Source organism: Streptomyces sp. cg40, from assembly GCF_050320165.1.
Taxonomy (GTDB): Bacteria; Actinomycetota; Actinomycetes; order Streptomycetales; family Streptomycetaceae; genus Streptomyces; species Streptomyces hokutonensis.
In genome coordinates, this window is record NZ_CP190128.1 from 2,993,528 (window position 1) to 3,016,565 (window position 23,038).

Annotated in this window: 3 protein-coding genes; all 3 read right to left on the reverse strand. The window is 72.3% G+C overall.

Annotated features, from left to right (window positions below; translation table 11 throughout):
- Positions 1 to 20: 20 nt before the first annotated feature.
- Genes ACQHII_RS13085 through ACQHII_RS13095 form a run of 3 tightly spaced genes read right to left on the reverse strand, consistent with a single transcriptional unit; the run spans position 21 to position 23,019 of the window.
- Positions 21 to 22,181, reverse strand: a complete 22,161-nt coding sequence (locus tag ACQHII_RS13085; protein ID WP_427919484.1) for a hypothetical protein — start codon at positions 22,179 to 22,181, stop codon at positions 21 to 23.
- A gap of 18 nt (positions 22,182 to 22,199) precedes the next feature.
- Entirely contained in the window at positions 22,200 to 22,562 is a 363-nt protein-coding gene (locus tag ACQHII_RS13090) for a hypothetical protein (RefSeq protein ID WP_427919485.1), read from the reverse strand.
- A 7-nt stretch (positions 22,563 to 22,569) separates the two neighbouring features.
- A complete protein-coding gene (locus ACQHII_RS13095; protein ID WP_427919486.1) occupies positions 22,570 to 23,019 on the reverse strand; it encodes a YbaB/EbfC family nucleoid-associated protein in 450 nt (149 codons plus the stop codon).
- Between the last annotated feature and the right edge of the window lie 19 nt (positions 23,020 to 23,038).

Here is a 23,038-nt window from a genome sequence, read left to right on the forward strand (position 1 = left end):
AATGGTGGGGGGACGACCGGTCAGTCGTCGCCCGGGGCGGGCGGGGTGACCGAGAACCGGTTGCCGTCGAAGTACAGGGTCAGCGGGGTGCCGTCGGCCGGGCCGAACCGGTCGGTGCGGCCGTCTGGGCCGAGCACCTGGACCGGCCGGCCGGTGTTCCGTGCGACCAGGGCCGCCAGGGTGGACGTGTAGCCGAGGGTGTCGTCGGGGCGGGCCAGCACCAGGGCGAGGCGCGCGGGGTCGTCCAGTCCGGCGTCGGCCACGGTGACCGTGCCGTTCTGGAGGATCGACTGGATGCTCAACTCCGGGGTGAGGGCGCCGATTTCCGCCAGCGCCTCGGTCGGCACCGAAGTGCCCGGGGCCGGGAGTGCCGCGTCGTCGGGTGCGCCGTGAGCCGCTACGTCGGCTTGGGCCCAGGTGAGGAGGGCGGCGTGCGGGTCGCGGGCGCGGGGCCAGGTGGGGGCGGCGGTATCGGATGCTGTGGTGCCGGGGGCGGGGGCTGCGAGCAACTGGGCCAGTGAGCGGGCGAACGTCTCGGGGCCCTGCTCCCGGGACACGGCGACACGACGACGGCCCTCTTCGGGTTCCTCGTCGGTCCCGATCTCGGCCCCGATCTCGGTCCCGGTCTCGGGCCCAATCCCGGCTCCGTCCGGCCTGAACTCCGGTTCCTGGCGCGCTGCTTCAGGCTCCGCCTCGGGCTCGACCTCCGGTTCGTTCCGCGGTTCGTTCGCCGGTTCCTCCGTCGGCCGGGGCATGCGGGCCGCCGCCCGCTGTGCCTCCAGGACGGCCACGACACCGCCGAGGTCCCGTTCCGCGTGGCGCTGCCGGTCCGCCTGCCGGGCCTGCTCGGCGAGCGCGTCGGTGACCGCGGCGAGCGCGTCCCTGTCCGTGCGGTCCAACTCGTCGTGCTCCTCCGCGCCCGGCGTCCCCTCCAAATCGCCGTTCATGTCGAACCGCCGGAAGCGCACGCCCTCCCCGTCCCTCAGCGCGAGTTCGACAGGCCGCCGTAGCAGCGCGGCCGTACCGGAAGCGGCGTACAGGGCACGGGCCGTCTGGGACGGGCCGCCGTCCGTGGCCAGCCAGAGTCGGAGCATGAGGGTGGTGTCAGGCGAAAGAGCCTGCGCCGCCTCGATGCCGCCGGCCAGCAGGGTCGGAAGGTCCCGGAGCGGCACCGTGCGCCAGTCGCGCAGGACGTCGGGCGCGGGGTCGTCCCGGTCCGGGGCATCGGCCGCGCGGCCCTCCTGAGCCTGCGCATCGGCCGCCGCGCGGGTCAGGGACGCGCCGTCGTAGACGCCCGGGTCGGTGCGCGGGGCGGTGACGCCGTGGCCGAGGAGGTCGCGCTCCAGGGGGCGCAACCGGACCGTGCCGGTCACGTGCCGGGGGCCGTTCAGGCCGTGGACGGTGAGCAGAGCGTCGGCGAGGATCCTGTGGCTGGGAGTGCCGCTGGCGGGCCAGGTGGGGGCGGTGTCGGTGGGGATGGGGGCGGAGTCGGGGTCCTCGATCGGGCCGTTCGTCAACTGGCCGGTGTGGTCGTGGAGTTGCGGGCCAGACGCCGTGACGTTCTCGATGGTGCGGAGGTAACGGCTCGGGATGTGGACCGGTCCAATAGCGGTGTCGGCCATGAGGCCAGCGGTCCGAACCGCTGTGCTGTTGGGGTGGTTGCGCAACAGGAAGTCGTTGTCGCGCTGTTCGTCCGGCAGGCCCAGGTAGTGCAGGGCCTCGTGGAGAAGGTCCGCGTCCGAGTGGCCCAGGTCCAGGTGGAGTTGGTCGGCTCGGGCCGGGTCGGCGGTGTCGGTGAGGGTGATCGCCTCGGGGTGATCAGGGGCGCTGATCAGGTTGAGCGTGATGTGGAGCTGGTCGCCTGAAGTGGGCAGCTTCAGACCGGTGTTGAGGTGTGTGTCCAGCAGGCCGGTGATCCGGTCCTTGAACTGCTGGGTGAGCTCCGGGTCCGTGGTGGTGACCGGGAGGTTGAGCGTGTAGTCGCGGACCCAGGTGCCGTTGGGCGCCTGGATACGACGGATGCTCGTACGGACAAGGGTTGTGGCACCGCTGAGGACGCCCGGACGGGGCGGGCTGGACTGGTCCGCGTGCGGATCGAACCGCTCGGTCGAGTGCACGGCGGGACGGGCATGCGCGCGCAGCCCGAACCAGGAGACCTTGGACGCAGGGTCGAGGACATGCGAGGCAGGGCTGTCGTCGTCCGCGTCACGGACGGGCGCGGGACGGTAACGGCCGTCCGGCAGAAGGCTGTTGGCGTCCTCGGGACCCCGGGGCGCGTTCGACGGGGTGATGGCCGCCGGAGTCGTACCGGCGCTCGCGTCGCTGGCGCTGTAGTGGTTCAGGCCCGTGTAGTGGACCTCCAGGGCGGGCGCGTTGGTGGTCGGGCCGTAGCGCAGCAGGATGCCCCGGGGGCCGCTGGTCGCGGTGGCGCCGGTGAGCGCGTCGGGCACCGGCTGGAAGACGTGGATCGGGGTGCCGAGGGTGTCGGCGAGCAGCGGCAGCAGGGTGTCGCCGACCGGGTTCGCCCACTGGTCCGCCCAGTTGCCCACCACGGTGTCGAGGACCCCCGCCTCGCCCGGGGTGAGGGGGGCGGTGCTCCGGTGGTAGCCGGCCAGCAGCAGCGACCGGCGCTCGGCCGGGGTCATGGCGGCGAGCGCCGGCAACCCGTTCACTGCACGGAGATACGCGAACATCCGCCGGTTGCTCGGTGCGCCGCCGGCCGGTGCGGGGGGTGCGCCCGGCGCCGAGAGGGCTTGCAGATAGCGGGTCTGGAGGTCGACCGGGTCCATGTCCTCGGCCTGGGTCAGGCCCTGGATGCCGTAGTGGGTCAGTTGGCTGTCGACCCAGGTGTCGGGGCGGTTGCCCACCTCGGTCGCGAACAAGTTGCCGAGGACACCGCGGAGTTGGCCGAGCACCTGGGGCGGGAGCGGTCGGCTGCCGTCGCGGGCCGCCGCGAGCCGGGTCAGCACGAGGTTCTGGAGTCCGCGTCGCGCGGCCCGGAGATGACCGGAGTTCTGGTCGGCGGTCCCCGCGTGCTGCGCCATCGCCGTGAGGGTCTGCCGTACGGCGTTGGGCCGGGCGAGCCAGTTGTCGGTGCCCGCGTCGAGGGCCGGGTTCGCCTGCCGCAGGTGGGTGCGGACCAGGTCCGGTGCGCTGCCGATGACGGCGTAGAGAAGGCAGTTGCCGTCGCCGGGGGTCTGGACGGCGTGGCCGGTGGGGGTGACGTACGGGGAGAGCGGGTTGGCGGCCGGGGTGGTGGTGCCGGGGGGCGGGGGTGACTGGTCGAGCGGGGCCGCCTTGGCTTTGCCCTTGCCCTTGTCGGGCCCCTTGCCCATTTCGGGGCCCTTGGCCTTCTCGGAACCCTTGGCCTTGTCGAGGCTCTTCGCCTTGTCGAGGCCGGCGCTCGTGCTCGTCTGCTTGCCGGGCGTCGGCTTCTTGTTCTTGTCGGCCTTGTCGACCTTCTCGGTCTTGCCCGCCTTGCCCGCCTTGCCCGCCTTGCTGGTCTTACCGGACTTGTCGGTCTGGCCGCCGCTGGTACCGGACTTGGCCGGTCCGCTCTTCTTCGCCTGCTTCTTCGCCTGTTGCTTCGCAGCGGCCGGGGTCGGCGTGGACGCGGACGTGCCTGGGGTCGTACCCGTGGTGCCGGTCGTGGCCGTGGTGGCGGCGGGCGCGGGCGTATGGGTCTGGCTGGCGGCCGGGAGGGGGGCGGTGCGGCCGTCGGGGGTGGGCCAGCGCGGCGGGGTCGTGGCGAAGGTCGTGCGCGGTGACTGTTCGGGGCTCGGGGCACTGTCCTGGATGTCGACGGCCAGGTCCGCCAGTTCGTCGGTCGCCGCCGTCTGGTCGGCGGCGGCCTGCAACTGCGCGGTGACGGCCGCGACGACCTGCCCGTTGCGCCGCGCGACCTCCTTCTCGGCCTCGGTCACCTCGTCCTGGGCGTCGACCTCCTCCTGCCTGGCGTCCCGCAGGTTGTCGGCCTGACGCACCACGTCCGCCGCGTCCTGCTCCGCCTTCTCCACGGCCTCCTCGTGGTTCTCCTGCTCCTCGGCGATCCGCGCCGGGCCGACCTTGACGATGTGCTGCGCCTTGGCCAACTCGGCCCGCTCGGCAACGAGTTGAGCGGCGGCCTGCTGAATCGCACGGTCGGCGGCGGTGATCGCGGGGATCGTGGCCTGCACGCGGGGGTCGTCGGCGACATCGGCCGCGGGGGCGTGGGAACGCGGCGCGCCGGGAGTGGGGGTGGGCGTAGGGGTGGCGCTCGACTGCCCACCCTGCGCGGCCTGTTGGGCGGCGGCGCGCTCCGTCCGTACGGTGTGCTCGGCCTGGGTCAGCGCGGCCAGGGCCGTCTGGAGATCGTGGCGTCCCTCGGCCTCGTCCCGCACATGCTGCTGGATCGCCGACGGCAGGGTGGCGACGGTGCGTTGGGCGTCGGCGTACTCTCGCCTCATCCGCGTGACCAACGCCTCGGCCGCGCGCGCGGCCTTCTCCGACGCGGCGGCCTTCTCCGTCGCCCGCCGGTGGACGACGATCGCGTCCGCGACCGCTCGCTGCGCCTCCTGGTGCTCTTCTACGGCCGTGGTGTGCGCCCGGTTTGCCTGCTGGAGGGCGACGGTGAGGCGGGTCAGGAGCTGCGGGGTGTCGGCGAGGGTCTCGGCGGCGGTGTGCAGGATGTCGGCCTGGACGTTGAAGGCCGTCCACGCGGCGGTGAGGTCCGGGTCGTCGGTGATCAGGGCACCGTCGGGGGTGAACTCCCAGCGGCGGATGCCCTGTTGGTCCCGGGTCATCAGCTCCAGCGGACGGTTGCCGAGCAGGGCGACTCGCGAGGCGGCGTACAGGGCCTGACCGAGACGTTCGGCCTGCGGATCGTCACCGAGGGCCACCCAGAGCTGGACGCCGTCGCTGCCGGCCGGGATCGCCGAGTGCAGGCGTTCGGGCAGGGTGTGCATCTCGGCGGTGGCCCAGTCGGGGACCAGCGCGGGCAGGTCGTGGAGGTTCGGCGGCAACTCGGCCGAGGTGAGCAGACCGTGCCCGAGGAGGTCGCGTTCCTCGACGCGAAGGGTGACCGTGCCGGTGACGTGACGGGTGCCCTCCGGCCCCTTCACCAGCAGATGGGCATCGGCGTCGACGACGTAACTCCGCGTCCCGCGCGCCCCGTTGGCGGGCGCGGCGGTGCTGCCGGACTTCAGCCAGTCGCGGCGGGAGCCGGTGGTGGTGCCGCCGAAGGTGGAGGGCTGGGTCTGCCGCTGGGCGAGCGGCACGCTGATCCCGGCGATTTCGTGGTTGTCGTCGTCGCCGCTGAGGAGCTGCGTGTACGAGGTGGCGAGGGAGTGGTCGGCGCCGGCGGCCGTGCTCACCGTGTCGGTGGTGTTGTGGAGTTGGTCGAGGGTGACGTCGTCGGCCTGGGTCGAGCGGCGCGGGTTGTAGAGCGTGACCGCGATCGTCGGGGGCTGGTCGGGCGCTCCTTCGAAGGGTGCGGTGCCGGGCATCTTGCGGGTGAGGTCGGCGGCCAACCGGGGTCGGTCCAGGGCGACTTGCCCGGCCTGGATCAACTGGCCGAGCCGGACCGCCTGTCCCTCCACCGAGACGGAGGTGATCTGCGCGTGCCAGCCGCGTCCGCCGCGCGGGGCCACGTCGTTGAGGGCCGTCCCCAGATGCGCCCAGCCGTCGAAGTGGAAGGCCGGGGTCGGTCCCACCGGGTGGAACATCTGCGCGGACATGAGATACGGGCCGGGCGCCGGGAGGGCGGCCGGCCGCACCCTGTTGCGCGGGTCGGTGTCGGAGACGGCGGACGGGGGGCTCACGCGTGCCGGGCCGCCGGGCGGGGTGGTCTCGGTGCCGGTGAAGCGCAGGGTCAGCCGGGTCCGGACGGTGCTGGTGCGCGGGTTGCCCCGCTCCAGCAGGGCCTGTGTCCAGCGGCGTACGTCGCCGCCCGCGTCGGCCCAGGCGATGACACCGTTCTGGATCAGGCCGCCGATGACGTTCGGCGGCCAGTCGGCGACCAGCGCGGAGCGGACGGACAGCTCGTAGTCGTACTCCAGACCGTCGAAGTCGGCGCCGTTGTCGGTGCGCAGCCAGAAGCGGTTGTCGGCGGTGGTCGCCCGGCGAGTGGAGACACTGGTGGCCGACTGCGGAGTGAACACCGGCGCCGCACGGTCGGTCTTGCTCGGGTCCGGGCCCTGGTTCGGGCGGAGGTAACGGGTCGTCAGGGTGACCGGGAGCTGTGTCTGGCGGACCGAGGCGCGGGTGGTGGTGCGGCCGGCGGCGGTGTGCGACTGCCACTGTTCGAGGCCGGAGCCCGGGGTCGAGGAACCCAGGACGGCGGCCAGGTTCTGGGTCCGCCGGGGCACGGCCGTGACCGTGACCTCGACCAGCCGTTCGCCGCCGAAGCCGTGGTGACGGAAGTGGAAGCGGGTGGTGGCCCGGCGCGGGGTGCCGTCCGGGCCGCGCCCGGGCAGCGAGCGCAGCCCGGCGGGCGAGCTCAGCTGGGCCACCCGGCCGTGCACACCCTGCTGGTAACCGGGGTGCCCCGGAGTGACCGCGCCCGGCGCCTCCGCCTCCACCAGCGCGAGCAGCTCACGCCTGATCTGCCCGCGCCGCTCCCGCGGGTTGACCGGCCCCAGCGGGACCTGGCCGGCGGCCGGCCCGGTCGTCGGGACGGGGGCCGCGGTGGGGCGGTCGTACTCGACGACGGAGAGGACTCCGCCGAGGCCCAGTTCGCGATTACGGGTGTACGGCGCCGGGAGGGGCGCCGTCAGCGCCGGGGCGGGCGCGGGGGCGAGGCCCTGGACCGAGCCCATCCACCGTGCGTCGCGGGCGAGTTGGCCCTGGGTCATGAGGAACTGGAGGCCGTTCGGGACGTCCACCGCGAAGGTGACGGGGGCTACCGTGCCGGGCTCGCCGACGCCGTTGAGGAGCGTGCGGGAACCGGCCCGGACGGTGACGATGTAGGTGACGTCCGCGACCACCCGGTGCAGGTCGCCGCTCTCGGTGGGCGTGCGGTTGACGCCCGTACTGGCGGCGAGCGTGTCGGCGGTGTCCGTACGGGAGACATGGCCGAGCCGTGCCGAGGGGTTGAAGAGGCCCTTGTACGACTTGCCCGCGGTCTGGCTGGTGGAGACCGAACCGTCCGACTCCGGGCCGGTGTTGCCCTGCCCGGCCGCGTTCGTGGGGCCCGCGGGCCGCGACGGCGGGTTCTGGGTCAGCACCCCGCTGCCGCCGAACTGGTGCGACTTTCCCAGGGACTTGAGCTGCTGCGCGCTGTCGGTGGCGGAGACGCCGGTCTCCAGGTACTGCCGGGTGGTGTCCAGCAGGCGGGGCGTGTGTGCGACGGCCTGGATCTCCAGCGAGTACTGGCCGTCGGCGAGCGTCCCCGGCAGGCTGAGGCCCTCAACCACGTAGGAATTCTTGAACAGTTCGTGGCCATGGGCGACGAGGCTGCCCGGGGTGATCGCGGCGTGCCGGGTCTCGGCGGCGCGTGTCGTGCTGTCCCGCAACCCGTGCCCGGCGAGCGGGGAGATGCCGTCGCGCGCGGGGCGGGCGGGCGCGGGGGCCGGGGCCGTACCGGTGGCTGTCGTAGGGCCCGTGCCGGTGGTTGTCATAGGGGCCGTGCCGGTCGTCGCCGGGGCGGTGACCGGGAGGATCGGGCCGGTACCGGTGTCCGTGGTGGCGGTGGGCGCCGGTTGTACCTGGCGGCGGATTTCGGCGGCGGCCCGCTGGAAGACCGACTCGATGGCGGCGGCACCGCGCACGGTGTCGATCAGCGCGTCGTCCGGCACCCGCACCAGCTCCGGGCGCGGGACGCCGTTCGCGTCGGTGCCGTCGAGCCGGGCCATGTCCACCGGGTTGGTGGGGCGCGGCGCCCCGTCGGCCGGTGCGGTGGGCAGGGTGGGGGTGGCCGAGGGCGCCCGGGTACGGCCGTGCGGCACGGCGAGGCGCAGCGAACCGGAGACCGTCGGGGGGTGGACAACGGGGGGTGCGGGGGCGGCAGGGGCCGTACCGGTGACGGGGGCGGCAGGAGCCGTACCGGTGACGGGAGGCGTGCCGGTGGCAGGAGGCACCGGGGCGGCCGGGGTCACGACCGGGGCCGAAGTCGAGGCCGGAGCCGGTGCCGGGGCAGGGGCCGCCGCCCGGTTGATGTTCTCCCCGAACCGCTCGGTGGGCCGGTCGCCGTCGTCCGCGTACAGGTCCAGCGCCAGGTGCACCGGCACCTCGAACTCGTGGCTGTCCTGCCCGGTGGCGATGAAGAACTGGTCGTGCCCGGTGGCACCGCCCACGGTGTCGCCGTGCGTGATCTGCCGGCCGTACTGATAGTCGGCCCCGAAGCCGATCGACCCCCAGGTCCCCGTCGGCCCGCTGACACTGCCCATCGGCCCGAGGGCACCGCCGTAGGACTCGCCGCGCTGCTCGGCGTCGCTGCCCGCCATCTGCGCGAGGCCCATGACCTGGATGCCCGGCAGGACCAGGTTGTGGCTGCTGGCCTGGCCGGTGTCGCGCGTGGCGGTGAGGAGCAGCCTGACCCTGCGGACATCGGTGTCGGTGCTGTTGGGCACCTCGAAGTGCAGGGCGTGCCCGCCGTCGACCATCGCGTCCGTGGCGGCACGCAACCCGGTACGGGACCGGGCCTCGCGCAGCCGGCGCAGGTTGTTGAGCTGGGCGTGCAGCCGGATCTGGTGCTCGGGCTCATGGTCCCGTACGGCCTGCTTCAGGCGGGCGCCGATCCCGGTGGGACGCGTGGCCGTGGGGTCGGGCGGGAGAAAGCCCTCGCGGCGCAGCCAGGCCTCGGCCTCGTCGAACAGACCGTCCGTGCCGGTGACGTCGAGCGGGGCGGTGCTCAGCCCGATGCCGTCCAACCGCTCCAGCGCGTCCGGGAGTTCACGCGTCTCGGCGGCGGTCGGCGCATGCCCCGTGGCGTCCGCCTTGCTCAGGACACGTAGGTCCATGCCGTGCGCCTGAGTCAACACCGGGGCCGCCGACTCGGTGCCGTCCGGCCGGATCAGCGTGACCCGGTAGGTCACGCCGGAGGGGGTGAGGAGATGGCCCCGGTTGGTGCGGATGGCGTGCATCGTGCCGGCCGAACTGCCCGCGCTGTAGGTGTTGGTGACGGTCGCCTGCGTCTGCCCACGCAGACCGAGACTGCCGCCGATGACGCTGGACGCGTCCGGGTGACCCTCGCTGTGATCCCCGGTGAGGGCGGCGGCGCCGCTGCCGCTGACGCCGATGCCGCTGGTGTACTTCGACGAGAGGTCGACCTTCGCCGTGTTGACCAGGTGGCTCTCCAGGTTGATCTGACCCGGGGTGCTCTGCCGCAACGGGGTACTGGTCCCCGGCACGGTGACCAGATGCAGCATGCCCACCGCGTTGCCGCCAACATCCGTGATCACGGGCGAGTAGATCCCACCGTCCACCTGCATGGGCAGCGTCCCGCGCAGCACCTGCTCGGAGAGAAAGTCCGAGACCTGCCCGGCGGCGGTCTCGTCGAGATCCGCCTGGAAGGACTGGTGGACATGCTCGTACAGAGCCCTCGGGTCGATCACCGAATCGACGCCGTACAGCGGAAGATCCGCCACATCAGCCGGCACGGGCAGCGAACCCACCGCCGGATCAGCGGTCGTGAGATGCCGGGGGAACCAGATCGTCGTCGGACCGTGCGACTCTGGACCGCTCCAACCATCGGCGGCGGGAGCCGCCGTGGTCGCCGCGGTGATCGCCGGGCCGTCGACGCGCACTCGCCAGTTGGTGGTGAACTCCACCGGATCGGAAGGCTCGTTGGACCGCTGGGCCGACGTCGTCTGCACGGCCTGCGTGACGGTGGTGGCGTCGCTGGCCTGGTTGTGCGTGATGGCCGCCGTCAGCGAACCATCGATGGCCCGCACGGCGGTCGGCGCCGTGATCGGCCACGAACCGGTCCACGGCACCTGGAAGGTCCGGTACGTCCCCGACGGCTGGCTGGAGAAGTTCTCCCGCGTACCGAACCCACGCCGCTCGACATGCTTGTCCGGGTCACGCGTGTCGAATCGCCCCTGCCGCAACGACGTCCGGGCCTCGGAAAGCGTCAGCTGTACGTCGACGGTGCGATCGTTCCCGCCGACGCGGACCGTGATCCGGTAACCGCCGTTCGAGCGCAGATACGGCAGTTGAAGCGCGAGGCTCTCCCGGCTCAGGGCGTCCCGCACCTGCTCGCGCACCGACTCCGGCGGGTCGTCCGCGTCCAGCCCGAGCGCCTCAAGGACCTGACCGTGCAGACCCTCGACCACCTCGTCCGAGAACGGCTCCGCGTAGACGAGCCCGACCGCGCCGTCCGGGACCGCACCGTAGGAATTGACGTAGGTGGAAGGGAGTTGGGTGCGCGGGGGTGGCGGAGCGGTCGGAGCCTGGGAGACGGGCCAGGTGAGGGTCGTATCGGTGGGGATGGGGGTGGAGTCGGGGTCCTCGATCGGGCCGTTCGTCAACTGGCTTGCGTGGTCGTGGAGTTGGGGTCCGGCGGCGGTGACGTTCTCGATGGTCTCCAGGTAGCGCCGGGGGATGTGGACCGGTCCATTCGCGGTGTCGGCCATGAGACCGGTGGTGCGGACCGCGGTGCTGTTGGGGTGGTTGCGCAACAGGAAGTCGTTGTCGCGCTGCTCGTCCGGCAGGCCCAGGTAGTGCAGAGCCTCGTGGAGGAGATCCGCGTCCGAGTGGCCCAGGTCCAGGTGGAGCTGGTCGGCACGGGCCGGGGCGGTGGTGTCGGTGAGGGTGATCGCCTCGGGGTGGGTCGGGTCGTCGATCAGGTTCACGGTGACGTGGAGTTGGTCTCGTGAACCGGGCAGCTCCAAGCCCGAGTTGAGGTGTGTGTCCAGCAAGCGCGTAAGGCGTGACTGGAGTTGGGCGGTGAGCTCCGGGGCCGTAGCGGATACCGGAAGGTTGAGCGTGTGGTCGCGGACCCACGTCCCGTTGGGCGCCTGGATACGGCGAATCCGTGTACGGACCAGAGTCGTCGCACCGCTGAGGACACCGGGACGCGGCGGGCTGGACTGGTCCGCGTGCGGATCGAACCGCTCGGTCGAGTGCACGGCGGGACGGGCATGCGGACGCAGACCGAACCAGGATTCCTTGGGCGCGGGATCGGCGACATGCGACGCGGGCCGGTCGTCGGCGGCGCTGCGGGTCGGTGCGGGGCGGTAACGGCCGTCCGGCAGCAGGCTGTTGGCGTCCTGCGGACCACGCGGCGCGCTCGACGGAGTGATGGCCGTCGGATCGACGACGAGGTGGCCGGCGTCGGTGGCGCTGTAGTGGTTCAGGCCCGTGTAGTGGACCTCGACGACCCTGGTCGCGGTGGCCGGTCCGATGAGGGTGACGGTGTTGGTGGTGGGCGTACCGCCCGGCCGCAGTACCTCCACGGCCAGGCCCAGGGTGTCCGCGAGCAGCGGGAGGAACAACTCGCCCTGGTTGCTCTCGTATGCCTGGGACCAGTTCCCGACGGCGTTGACCGCGTGGGCCAGTTCGGCGTCGGTGAACTGTACGGGGCTCACCGTGTAGCCGTGCCGGAGCAGCGTGCGGAGCTGTGCGTCGGAGAGGTCGTCCGGTGTGGGCAGTCGGCCGGTGTCGCGCAGATACGCGAACATGTCCCGGACGCTGGGCTCCGCCGGACCGGCTGCGTTGTCCAGGGTCAGCGCCTGGGTGTAGCGCGCGTTCAGATCGCCCAGCTGCTCCGGCTCCGTCACCCCTTCGATGCCGTACTCGTGGAGGGCGGCGAGGAGTTGGGGCCGGGTCATGTGCTCCGTCTGGCCCGCGAACCACCGCACGAGTGTCTGCCGTACCTGGCCCACCACCTCGTGCGGCAGGGGGCGGTCGCCGCGGGCTTCGAACAGTCGGGCGTCGGCGAGGTTGCGCAGCCGGTCCGCCGCGACCCTCAGGTGGTGGCCGGCCCGGGGCATCGGGGAGGTGCCCGGCACCCAGTGGGTGAACTCGGTCAGTCCGGCGCGGACTTGACTCGGCCGGCTGAGCCAGGTGTACGTGTCCGGGGCCTCGTCGCGCAGTCCGGGGAGCGAGTCGCGGATGTGTTCCGGGTCGGTGCCGATGAAGGTGTAGAGCATGCAACGGCCGTCACCCCGGGTGTCGATCGCGGTGCCTCGGGCCGGGCGGACCTGGAAGGAAGGGGGGAGGGACGGGATGTGGTTGGGCTGGGGGGACGCGGGGTCGGTGTGGCTGGTGGGGTCTGTGTGACTGGTGGAGTCGGTGCCGTCCTGCGCGGGCGCCTTGCCCTTGGCCTCGCTCTTGGCCTTGGCCTCGGCCGGCGTGAGAGTGGCGGTGTCCGACTCGTCATCGGTCGTGGTGCTGTCGCCGTCGCCGGTCGGCGAGGTGTCCGGGGGCGGGTCGACGACGGTGGTCGTCGGATCGGGGGTGACCGTCGGATCGACAACAGTGGTCGTCGGGTCCGAAGCGACCGTCGGGCCTGAAACAACCGTCGGGTCTGAAACAACCGTCGTCGGATCGGCGACGGTGACCGTCGGGTCGACGACCGTCGTCGTCAGGTCGGTGTTCGGGTCCACGGGGTCGTGGTCCCCGGGGCTCTCGTTCCCGGTGATGATGGTGGTGCCGTGGTCGCCGGCGGTAGGGGTGTTGCCGGTCGAGGGCCCCGCCGCACGGGGGCGCCCGGAGCCCGGCCAGCGCGGGGCTACGGACGCCAGGGTCGACCGTGAGGTGGGCAGTGCCGAGGGGCCGTCGGCGAGCACCGGGCCGGCCGCCAGGGTCAGGGCCGTCTGCGCGTTGGCCCGGCCGAGCGCGGCGGCGTCGCGGTCGCGCAGGGCGTTGTCGATCCGCGTGTCGATCTCGTGGAGCGTCTGCTCCGCCTGCTCGTGGGTCTCGCGGGTGTCCTCGTGGACCCGGGCCGCGTCGTCCGCGCGCCTACGCGCCGTGTCGGCATCCGTGTGCGCCGTGGTGGCCGTGACCCGCGCCCCTGGAAGCCGCGTCCGCACCTCTCGCAGCGCCTCCTCGTCGCGCGCCAGCCGGGTCTCGGTCTCCCGCAGCACACTTCGGTCCTGCCCGAGCGCGGCCCGTACCCCGCGGAGATCGCTCTCCAACGTGCCGACCTGCTCGGTGAGTCGGTCGATCCGCTGCGTGGTATCAGGGTCAACGGCGGGCGTGGGGGCGGGTGTCGTAGCCGTATCGGATGTGCCGGAAGCCTCCGACGCCGACGGCTGCGTGGCGGCGAGGGCGTTGAGGACCGTCAAATCCGTTCGTACGCTGGTGAGTTGGGCGCTGAGGCGGATCTCCTCGCGCTCCCCCGCCGCGACGGCGTCCTGGAGCGGGCCGATCGTGGCACGGGCCGTGGATATCCTGCCGACCAGCTGCGTCTCGCGGTCGACGAGATCCTGGAGGCGCTGTTCGGCGAGGTCGGCCTGCTGCTCGGCGGCGGTCGCGGCCGTGTCGGTGCGGTGGACGTCGTCGGCCGCGTCGGTGAGCGCGGTGGCCGCCTCGTTCAGGGCGTCCTGCGCGTCGGGCCGCAGCCCCCGTTGCCGGCCCTCATCGAGCAGCGCCGCCGCGTGCTGCTCCTCCGCCAGGTCGAACGCGGCGGCGGCGTTCTCGAAGTCCCGCCAGGCCTGGTCCAGGGCCACGACACCCGTGCCCGGCGCCGCACCGTCCGTAGCCGTCCCCGTACCCGGCGCCCTCGTGAGCGCCCCGTCCGGGTCGAGGGACCAGATGCGCAGCCCCTCGGGGCCCCGGGTGACCAGTTCCACCGGGCGGCCGTGGCCGCGGGCGACGCGGGAGGCACCGTAGAGGGACAGGGCCAGGCGGGAGCCGTCGGGGTCGGGGCCGGTGGCGACCCAGAGCTGGTAGCCGTCGTCCGAGGTGTCGACACCGTCGGCGAGGGAGGGCTGTACGTCCCGCAGGGGGGTCGTCGCCCAGTCCTCCGGCGCGGTGTCGGTGCCCGCGGTGAGCAGGGCGGGGAGGTCGTAGACGCGCGGCAGCGGGCGGGGGTCGGTGATGCCGTGGCCGAGGGCGTCGCGCTCCTCGACGCGGATCGTGGCCGTACCGGTGACATGGCGTACGCCGTCGGGCCCTGAGACCTCGATGTGCACGTCGGCGCGGACCTCGTAGCTGCGGGTGCCGCGGCCGCCGTCGGCGGGCAGGCTGGTGCTGCCGGTCTTGAGCCAGTCGCGGCGCGCGCCGGAGACCGTGCTGCCGAAGTCACTTGCGTCGACGGGGCGTTGGAGCACCGGCGGGGTCAGGCCGACGAGGTTGCGGTCGGGGTCGTCGGCGCTGAAGACGGAAGGCAGGGACAGCCCTCCGGCGGTGTCGCCACCGGAGACCGTGCTGCTGTTCTCCGAGGTGATCCGCAGCCGGTCGATGGTGACGTCGCCGCCGTCGGTGACCGCTCTCGGGCGGTACAACGAGACGGTGAGCGTGGGCCGTTGGTCCGGCGCGTCGTGGAGCGGGTAGGCGCCCGGCATCGTCGGCAGCAGGCCGCCGACCTGACGGGGGGTGTCCAGCGAGAAGGTGCCGGCCTGGACGAGTTCGCCGAGCCGGATCGACGCGTTCTCGTCGGAGGTCGAGGCCGGCACGGAGCGCCAGCCGCTGCCGGTGGCCGGGGCCACCTGGTCGAGGGCGGTGTACAGCTGACTCCAGCCGTCGAAGCCGTAGACCGGGACCGGGCCGGTCGGCTGGAACAGGTCCGTCTCACGCAACGCCCACGGGTCGTCGGTCAGTTGACGCGGGTCGACGAGGTGGAGCGCGGGCGGTTCGGGGTCGGGCAGGGTGCGCTCGGTGGTCTCGCTGCCGGTGAAGCGCAGGCTCACCCGGGCCGGTACCCGGACCCGGCCGCCGAACTCGCCGGTGAAGGGGCGGCGCAGCCAGGCAAGGGTGGGCCCGTCGGCATCGTCCCAGGCGATGACCCCGCGCTGCACCAGCGCGCCCAGGACGTTGGGCGGCCAGTCGACGACCAGCGTGGAGCGGACCGTGGCGACCAGCTCGTAGTCCAGGTCGTCGAAGTCGGCGGCGTTGTCGGTGCGCAGCCAGTACCGGTCCTCGGCGGTGCGCCCCTGCTTGGCGACCTTGCTGGAGGTGGTGACCAGGTTCGCGGAGGGGCCCGTCCGGTCCGTGCGGTCGTCGGTGTGGGGGCGGGTGAAACGGGCGATCGGATTGAAGGTGAAGCGGTGCCGGCGGCCGACCGAGGAGGACAGCGAGCGGCCGTCCGCCGTGTGCGAACCCCATTGCTCTATACCGGACTTGTCGCCCGGCACCGCCGTACCCCGCACCGCCTCGCGCTGTACGCGGGTGCTGATGGGTCGCGCCGAGAAGGTCACCTCGACGAGCGCCGAACCGCCGAACCGGTGGTGCCGGAAACTGTAGGCGGCCTGTCCGCCGCCGCGCCCGATCAGCGCCCGCTTCCCGGCGACACCGGTGTTCTCGGCGATCAGCGCGGCGACGCCCGGCAGGTAGGAGGCGTGGCCGGGGGTGGTGGCGCCGGGGGCGTACCGGTCCACCAACTCCCTTACGTCGTGCTGGAATCGGGCGCGCTGCTCGGACTGCGGGGTCGGTGTCGGGCCGGTTCCCGGGTCGGAGAGCTCGGTGACCGAGTTGACCGTGGCCAGGCCGAGGGTGGCGTCGCGGACGTAGCGTTCGGGCAGTGACGGGCTCGTCCGCCCGGTCGTCGAGGGGGCGGGCGGCTGGGGGGTGATGGCGCCCATCCACCGTGCGTCGCGCCGGAGTTGACTCTCCGTCATCAGGAACTGGAGCCCGCGCGGCACGTCCACGGCGAGTCTGACGGTCTCTGCGGGCCCGACTCCGAAGGTGTTGGCGAGCACGTTGCGGTGTCCGGACCGTACGGTGATCACGTAGGTGACGTCGGCCGTGACCCGGTGCTGGAGGCCCGACTGGGTGGGGGTCCGGTTGGTGGCGGTGGTGCTGGTGAGGGTGTCGGGCCGGTCGGTCTTGCGGTCGTACTGGTAGCGGCCGGACGGGTTGAAGCGGGACGGCGTGGGGGCCGGGGCGGCGGGCTGCCCGTTCACGGGGGCGGGAGCCGGCGGGTTGTTCTGGGTCGCCGAGCCGCCCAGGCCGAACTGGTGTGTCTTGCTGAGGCCCTTGGACTGCTGCGCCGTGTCGGCCGCGGAGATGCCGGTCTCCAGGTACTGGTTGACGCTCTGCGTCAGCCGGGGCGTGTGGGCGACGGCCTCGATCTCGATCGCGAGCTGGCCGTCGACACCGAGCCCGGGCAGCGTCAACCCCTCCACCACATAGGTGCCGCCGAAGATCTGGTGCCCCCGGCCGACCAGCGCGCCGGGCGAGAGCGCGGTGGTCCGGGTCTCGGCGCTCACCGTGGTGGTGTCGCCGAACGAACTGCCGAACAGCGAGCTGCTCAGGAAGTCCCTGACATCACCGGCCAGCCGGGAGACGCGCCCGGGCTGCTGGGCCTGGTCGCCCTGCCCGTCCTGATTCGTGCCGGCACCGGTGACGATCTGCCGGAACGCGTCCTGGAGCGCCGCCGAACCCCGTACCACATCGATCAGCGCGTCGTCCGGGATCCGGACCACGTCCGGGTGCGGGCGCGAGACCCCGTCGTCGCCCGTGGTCGTCATGGCCAGCCGCTCGGTGTCCTGCGCCTGGACCGGCCGTACGGTGTACGGCGCATCGGTCGGCGCGGGCTGCGCGGCGTCCACGGTCCGCGCGTGCGGTACGGCCAGCCGGACCGTACCGGTGACGCCCGGCACCCCGCCGGCCTCCACGTCGCCCTCGGGGCGCGGCCCGGGCATCGCGTCACCGAACCGGACCACCGGCTCCTGGCCCGGGCCCTCGTACAGGTCGAGCGTGATGCGGGCCGGTATCGCGAACTCGTGGGTGTCCTGCCCGCTGGCGATGAAGAACTGGTCGTGGCCGAGCGTGGTGCCGGTGGTGTTGCCGAGCGACGCCTGGCCGACGTACTGGTAGTCGCCGGTGCCGGTCAGGGTCCAGGTGCCCCCGTTCGGGGTGGGCCCGGTGATCCCGGCGCCCGCGCCGAGGCCCCCGCCGTAGGTGTTGCCGAGGCGCGCGGTAGCGCCGCCCCCGCCCTGCGCCAGGCCCATGACCTGGATGTCGGGCAGCACTCGGCGGTGCTGCGGCGCGTCGCCCGCGATGTGCTGGGCGCCCAGCTCCAGCCGTACCCGGCGGCGCCCCGTGATCGAGGGGATCTCCAGGAACAGCGAGTGGCCGCCGTCCACCATGGAGTCCGTCGCGGCGCGCAGTCCGAGCGGGGAGCCCAGCTCGCGCAGCCGCCGCAGGTTGTTCAACTGGGCCTGCACGAGCTTCTCGTCGGGCAGCCGGCTCCGCCGCGGTGCGGTGCCCTCCGGCGGCGGTGCCGGTGGCAGGAAGCCGTTGTCCCGCAGCCAGGTCTCCGCGTCCGCGAACAGCGTCTCCGTACCGTCCACGCCGAGCGGCGCGGTGGACTGCCCGATCGACTCCAGCGTGGCCAGCTCGTGCGGCAGCGCGCGGACCTCGTCCTCGGCCGGCGCGTGGCCGGTGGCGTCGTCGGCGCTGAGCACCCGCAGGTCGAGCGCGTGCGTCCAACTCCCGGGCGCGTAGGTCGACATGGTGCCGTCGGGCCGGATCAGCGTGAGGGTGTACTCGACGTCGGCCTCGGTCAGCAGATGGCTGCGGTTGGTGCGCACCGCGTGCATGGTGCCCGCGGAGTTGCTGGTGCCGAACATGTTCTGCGCGGCGAGGGAGAGGGTGCCCTTGCCGTTGACGGTGCCGCCGAGGACGCCGGACGCGTTCGGGTGCCCCGCGCGGTGGTCGGCCGTCAGCGTGGGGCCGACCGTGCCGCTGAGGTTCAGCCCGCTGTTGAACGTCGTGTTCTGGTCGTTCTTGACCACGTTGACGACATGGCTCTCGAGGTTGATCTTCTTGTCGATGCTCTTGGCCACCGGGGTGTTCCGGGTGACCCGCGTGTCCAGCCGCATCATGCCGACCGCGCGTCCGTGCGCGTCGGTGAGCACCGGCGAGTACAGCCCGCCCTCGGCCTGCATCGGCAGCGTGCCCCGCAGAATCGGTTCGCTCAGGAAATCCGCGAGCTGGGCCGCCGAGGTCTCGTCCAGGTCGTCCCGGAAATTCTCCGCCGCGCCCTCGTACAACCTTCGCGGGTTCAGCACCGAGTCCACGCCGTAGACGGGCAGTTGTCGCAGTTCGGCGGGCGCGGGCAGCGCCTGGCCGTGATCCCGGTCTGCGTCCACGAGGTGCTGCGGGAACCAGACGGTGACCGTGCCGTGCTGCTCGGCCGGACTCCAGTCGCGCGCGGGATCGGGGTTCGCGACGACAACTGCCGTATCAGGGCCGTCGGTTGCGTCCGTGACCGGGGGCGGCGCGTCCACGCGCACCTGCCAGTTGTCGGTGAAGTCGTAGGCGCGGGAGGGCTCGTTGCTGCGCTGGGCGCTGGTGGTCTGCACGACCTGGGTGACGGTGGCTGAGCCGTCCGCCTGGTTGTGCGTGAAGGTCCCGCCGAGCGCGATGTCCACCCCGCGGACCGGACCCGCCTCTCCGATCGGCACCGACAGGCTCCACGGCACCGGCAGCGTCGAGAACGTGCCGGACGGCTGGGCGGAGACGATCTCCCGGGTGCCCTGCCCGCGCCGCTCCACATGCTTGTCGGGATCGCTGGTGTCGAGCGCGCCCTGCCGCACCGACGGCCGCCGGTCGCCGAGCGTCAGCCGTACGTCCACGTGCCGGTCGACGCCGTCCACGTCGAGAACGATCCGGTGACCGCCGAGGCTGCGCAGATACGGCATGTTCTGCGTGAGTTGCCGCTCCGAGAGCACGTCCCGCAGTTGCGCGTGCACGGGGTCGTCCGGATCCGGGTCCGGCCTGCCGAGCGCGGTGAGCACCTGGCGGTGCAGCCCGTCCACCAGGTCCGGCGAGAACGGCTCCATCACGACGAGCCCCACCTGGCCGTCGTGCCGCTGCCCGTACCCACCGAGGTAGGAGGTACGGCGCCCACCGCCGGGCACCAGCTCGGTCGGCGTGGTGGTGTCGCCCTCGGGGGTGGTGAGGGTGACCTCCGGGAGCGGCGGGAGAACGGGGGCGGTTTCGCTCTCCGTCTCGGTATCGGATTCGGTATCGGTGTCGCCGTCGCCGTCGCCGTCGGTGAGATCCGTCCCCGCGGGACCGGTGTACGTCGGGAGCGTGGACGTGGTGGCCACCGGGGTCGGTGTCGTGTCCGCGGTGGGCTTGACCGGGGCGGGCGGGTCCGCGCCGAGCGCGCCCTTGACCGGTCCCCGCGAACCGGTGCCCCGGGGGTCGTCGGCGGGGTCGCCGACCAGGGTGCCGATCAGGGCGAGGTGACGGGGCCTCAGCCCACCCGATGTGTACGCCGGGTCCGACGCCACGGGCGCGAACAGTGTCGGGTCGCCCATGAGGCTGGCTGTGCCGCCGCGGTGCGGGGCGGCCGAGTCGAAGCCGCTCTCGTCGCGCAGGCCGAGCTGGTGGCCGATCTCGTGGGCCAGGTCGGAGTCGGAGATGTCGGCCGGCCAGGAGTGGTGCGTGGCCGGGGTCCCGTCCGCCGGGTCGGTGAGCGTGACGTCGAGGTGCGCGCTCTCACCGGGAGCGGCCGGCACGACGGTGACGCGCAGCAGGCTCCCGTCCCCCAGCCGGTGCCCCGGGGCGTTGAACACCCGCTGCACACCGTCCGCCAGCCGCTGCTGGACGCCGTCGACCTGCGGGCCCAGGCCCGGGTTGCCGGTGAGCCGGTAGGTGACGGTGAGATCGGTGACCGGCTCACCGCCGTGCTCGAAACGCCGCACGGCGAAACCGGCCCGCACGACGTACTGCGTCCGCGTGCCGTCCGCCCCGACCGGCCGGGACACCGGGTCCACCCAGGTATGACTCCGCTCCGAGGGCGCCGCCCCGGCCCGCGCGTCCGCGTAACTGCCGGGCACCGGGGTGGCGTTGGGCGTGACGGAGGGGGTGAGGACAACGGGTTCCGGGGTGGGAGTGGGGGTTGGGGTTGGGGTTGGGGTTGGGGTGAGCGTGTTGTCCGGCACCGGATCGGCCGAGACGTCCGAGGAGGTGTGCACGGGCGCCGGCGCCGACGCGCTGGAGGGATCGCTGTCCGGGTTCGAACTGGCCGTCGAGGGCGCGCTGTTGCTGGTGGTGGTGACGGGCGTGGGGAGGTCGGTACCGGTGTGGGTGTTACTCGGAAGGGGGGTGGGATCGGTGCTGGTGGTCGTGTCCGTGCCGGTGGTGCTGTCGACGCCGGAATCGGAACTCGGGGAGACGTCGGTGCCGTGCGTGGTGTCCGGGGTGACGGTATTGTCGTCGGACGTCGTGTTCTCCGGGCGCCCCGTCGTCGTAGTACGCGGACTCCCACCGGAGTTCGAGGACGTGCCGGAACCGGCCGCCGGGCTACCCGAGTTGGTACCACTCTGGGTGGGCACACCGGACCCGGTCGTGTTCGTACTGGTACTGGTGCTCGGCGGCATGACACTCGTGCTGGGCCCATTCGCGACTGGAGCAACCGGAACATCCGGCGAAGACACCGGAGTTGAGGCGTCCGAGCTGTCCGTGTCGCCCTGCTGACCGGTCCCCCGCGCGGGATCCTCCGTGCCCTGGCCCGAGTTCGTCGTGTGCGGGCTGCCGCTGGAGTTGGAGGGCGAGCCGTTCCCTGTAGTGCTCGTGCTCGTGCTCGGCGCAACGACGCCGGTGCCGGGTCCACTCACGACCGGAACGTCCGACGAAGGCTCCGGCGTCGCCGTGTCCGAGGTGTCGGTGTCGCCCTGCTGAACTGTCCGTGCGGGCGCCGGAGTTCCGGAGCCGGTGGTGTGCGGAATGTCGCTCTGCAGGTCTCCCCCGTCGACCTTCACCTCGTCGAAGTGGGTGTCGAGGTCGGTGGAGCGGGGCGGCGGGGTGCTCGTGGAGGTGCGTTGCGGGGCGCTGGCCGTCGAGGAACTGCCGCTGTTCGAGGTCGTGTTGTTGGGGCCCGGGCCCGAGGTGGTCGTCGAGTCGTGGTCTGCGGTGGACGAGTTCGTCGACGAGCCGGTCTTCGAGGGGCCGGTGTCCGTGTCGGAGTCGGTGGTGGACTCGTTCGGGAGGTTCGCCGTGCCCAGGGTGTTCACCGGCACCGGGGTGTTGAAGTTGAACTTGTTGCCCAACGCGCCCGCGCCCTGGCCCAGGTGGCGTTCGCTCATCGAGCTGAGGCCACTGCCGAGGAAGGTGTCGAGGGAGTCGACGGGGAAGCCGAAGGCGGACGCCATGGCGAGTTCGGCGAGAGTCTCGGCGCCGCCCTCGGTGAGGAAGTGCTCGGCGTCCTCGCCGAGTTCGTGCTTCACCTTGTCGCCGAAGGTCTTCGGCTTCGGCGTGGGCGTCGGGGTCGGCGTGGGCGTGATGTGCGGGGTCGGGGTGGGTGTGGTCTTCGGGGTCGGCGTGGGGGTCGGGTTCGGCTTCGGGTTCGGCTTGGTGTTGACGTCGGGGTTGTCGAACTTCTGGTTGAACTTCTTCCCGTTGCCCGTGATGTCCTTGAACGGGTTGTGGCTGCCGAAGATGTTCTTGAGGTTGTTCTTCAGACCCTTGCCGAGGTCGGTGAGCAGACCGTGGAACAGACCGGCGAAGGCGCCGAACGCGCCGTCCTGGAGGATCTGCGACCAGTCGAAGCCATTGGGACGGCGGCCCTTGGGCGCGCCGAGCATCATGGCCAGCCGTACCGCGAAGGTGGTGAACGCCTCCTCGATCGCCTCGGTGAGGCTGGGCATCAGGTGCGTCTTCTTCATCAGCCATTCGAGCAGCGTCAGAATGGCGACCCGGCTGCGGGCCTTCGCCACCGCGGCCTGGCTGGAGGCGGAACCCCCGGTGAACGCGGACAGCACCGCGATGACCAGCAACTCGATGAGCAGCCGTACCAGTTCGGCGATGATCTGCCACTTCGACTCCATGATGTCCATGGAGGACTTGGTGCGGGACTGTCCAATGCTGTCGAGCTGGTCGGCGAAGTCCTTCAGGTAGTTGACGCCGCCGCTGTCGAGGAACATGTGCATCGCGCGCACATAGTTGTTCCCGACCTGCGGCGGCAGCGCGCGCCCGACCCCACCGGCGGTCTGCTCGATCAGGTCCGAGAGGTCACGCATGCGCCGGCCCAGCCGCTCGTACGGCTTGCCGTTGGCGTAGGCCATGTCCTCGTCGGCCTGGAGGAACTTCTCGCCGATGAGCACGAACATGAGGTTGTTCAGCTGGGGCGACGCGTGGATGGTCATCAGGGGCGGTCCGCCGCGTCAGTGCTTTCCGTTGTGCGAACCGGAGTTGGTGTCGCCCGTGTCGATGCTGGAGTCGTGGATGGCGTCGAGGACGCCGTTCTGGGTGCCGAGCACGCTCTTGAGGTTGGTGAGGGTGCCGTCGCCGATGCTGACGATGGCCTCGGAGAGGGACGAGCCGGTCGTGACGGAGCCCTCCCGCTGTTGCTTCTCCTGCGGGCGCATCTGCTTGGCGTAGCTGTCGTCGTGTCCGGGCCAGTCGGAGGTGGACGACACGTCGGTGATGAACTCGCTGATCATCTCGTTGGCCAGCCGGCTGATCTGCTCGATCTGCCGGGTGCCGGCGACGAGCGCCGGCGGGCTGGCGGAGTAGGCGTTCGACATCTTCTTCTCAGTCCTCCGGGTCTTCGCTGATCTCGTCGCGGAGCCGGCCGGCTCCGCGCCGTCGGCCGGCCTTGGGGCCCTCCAGCACTCCTGGCCCGAAGATCTTGTTCCAGTCCACGTCGAAGCCCGTGATCTCGGGTGCCTCGGGGTTGGCCTTGGTGAACGGCTCGAAGGTGGCCATGACGTGCCGGGCCATCCGGGCCCGGGCCTCCTGCACCGCTTCCAGCACGCTCGCGGCGAGCTGACCGGCGGGCATGGTGCGGTACTTGTCGTCGAGGAAGGTCAGCGCGCGCAGGTCGCCCTGTGCGCTGACGGTCGCCTCGACGGAGCGGTCCGCGGAGCGCACCGTGCTCTCGGCGTGGGCGAGTTCGCCCTCGGCGCGGGCCACCGCGGCCTCGGTGGCCTCCAGTTCGGCCATCGCCTTGGCCAGCCGCTGCTCGATCGACTCGTTGCTCATCGGGCACCTCGCACGCGGT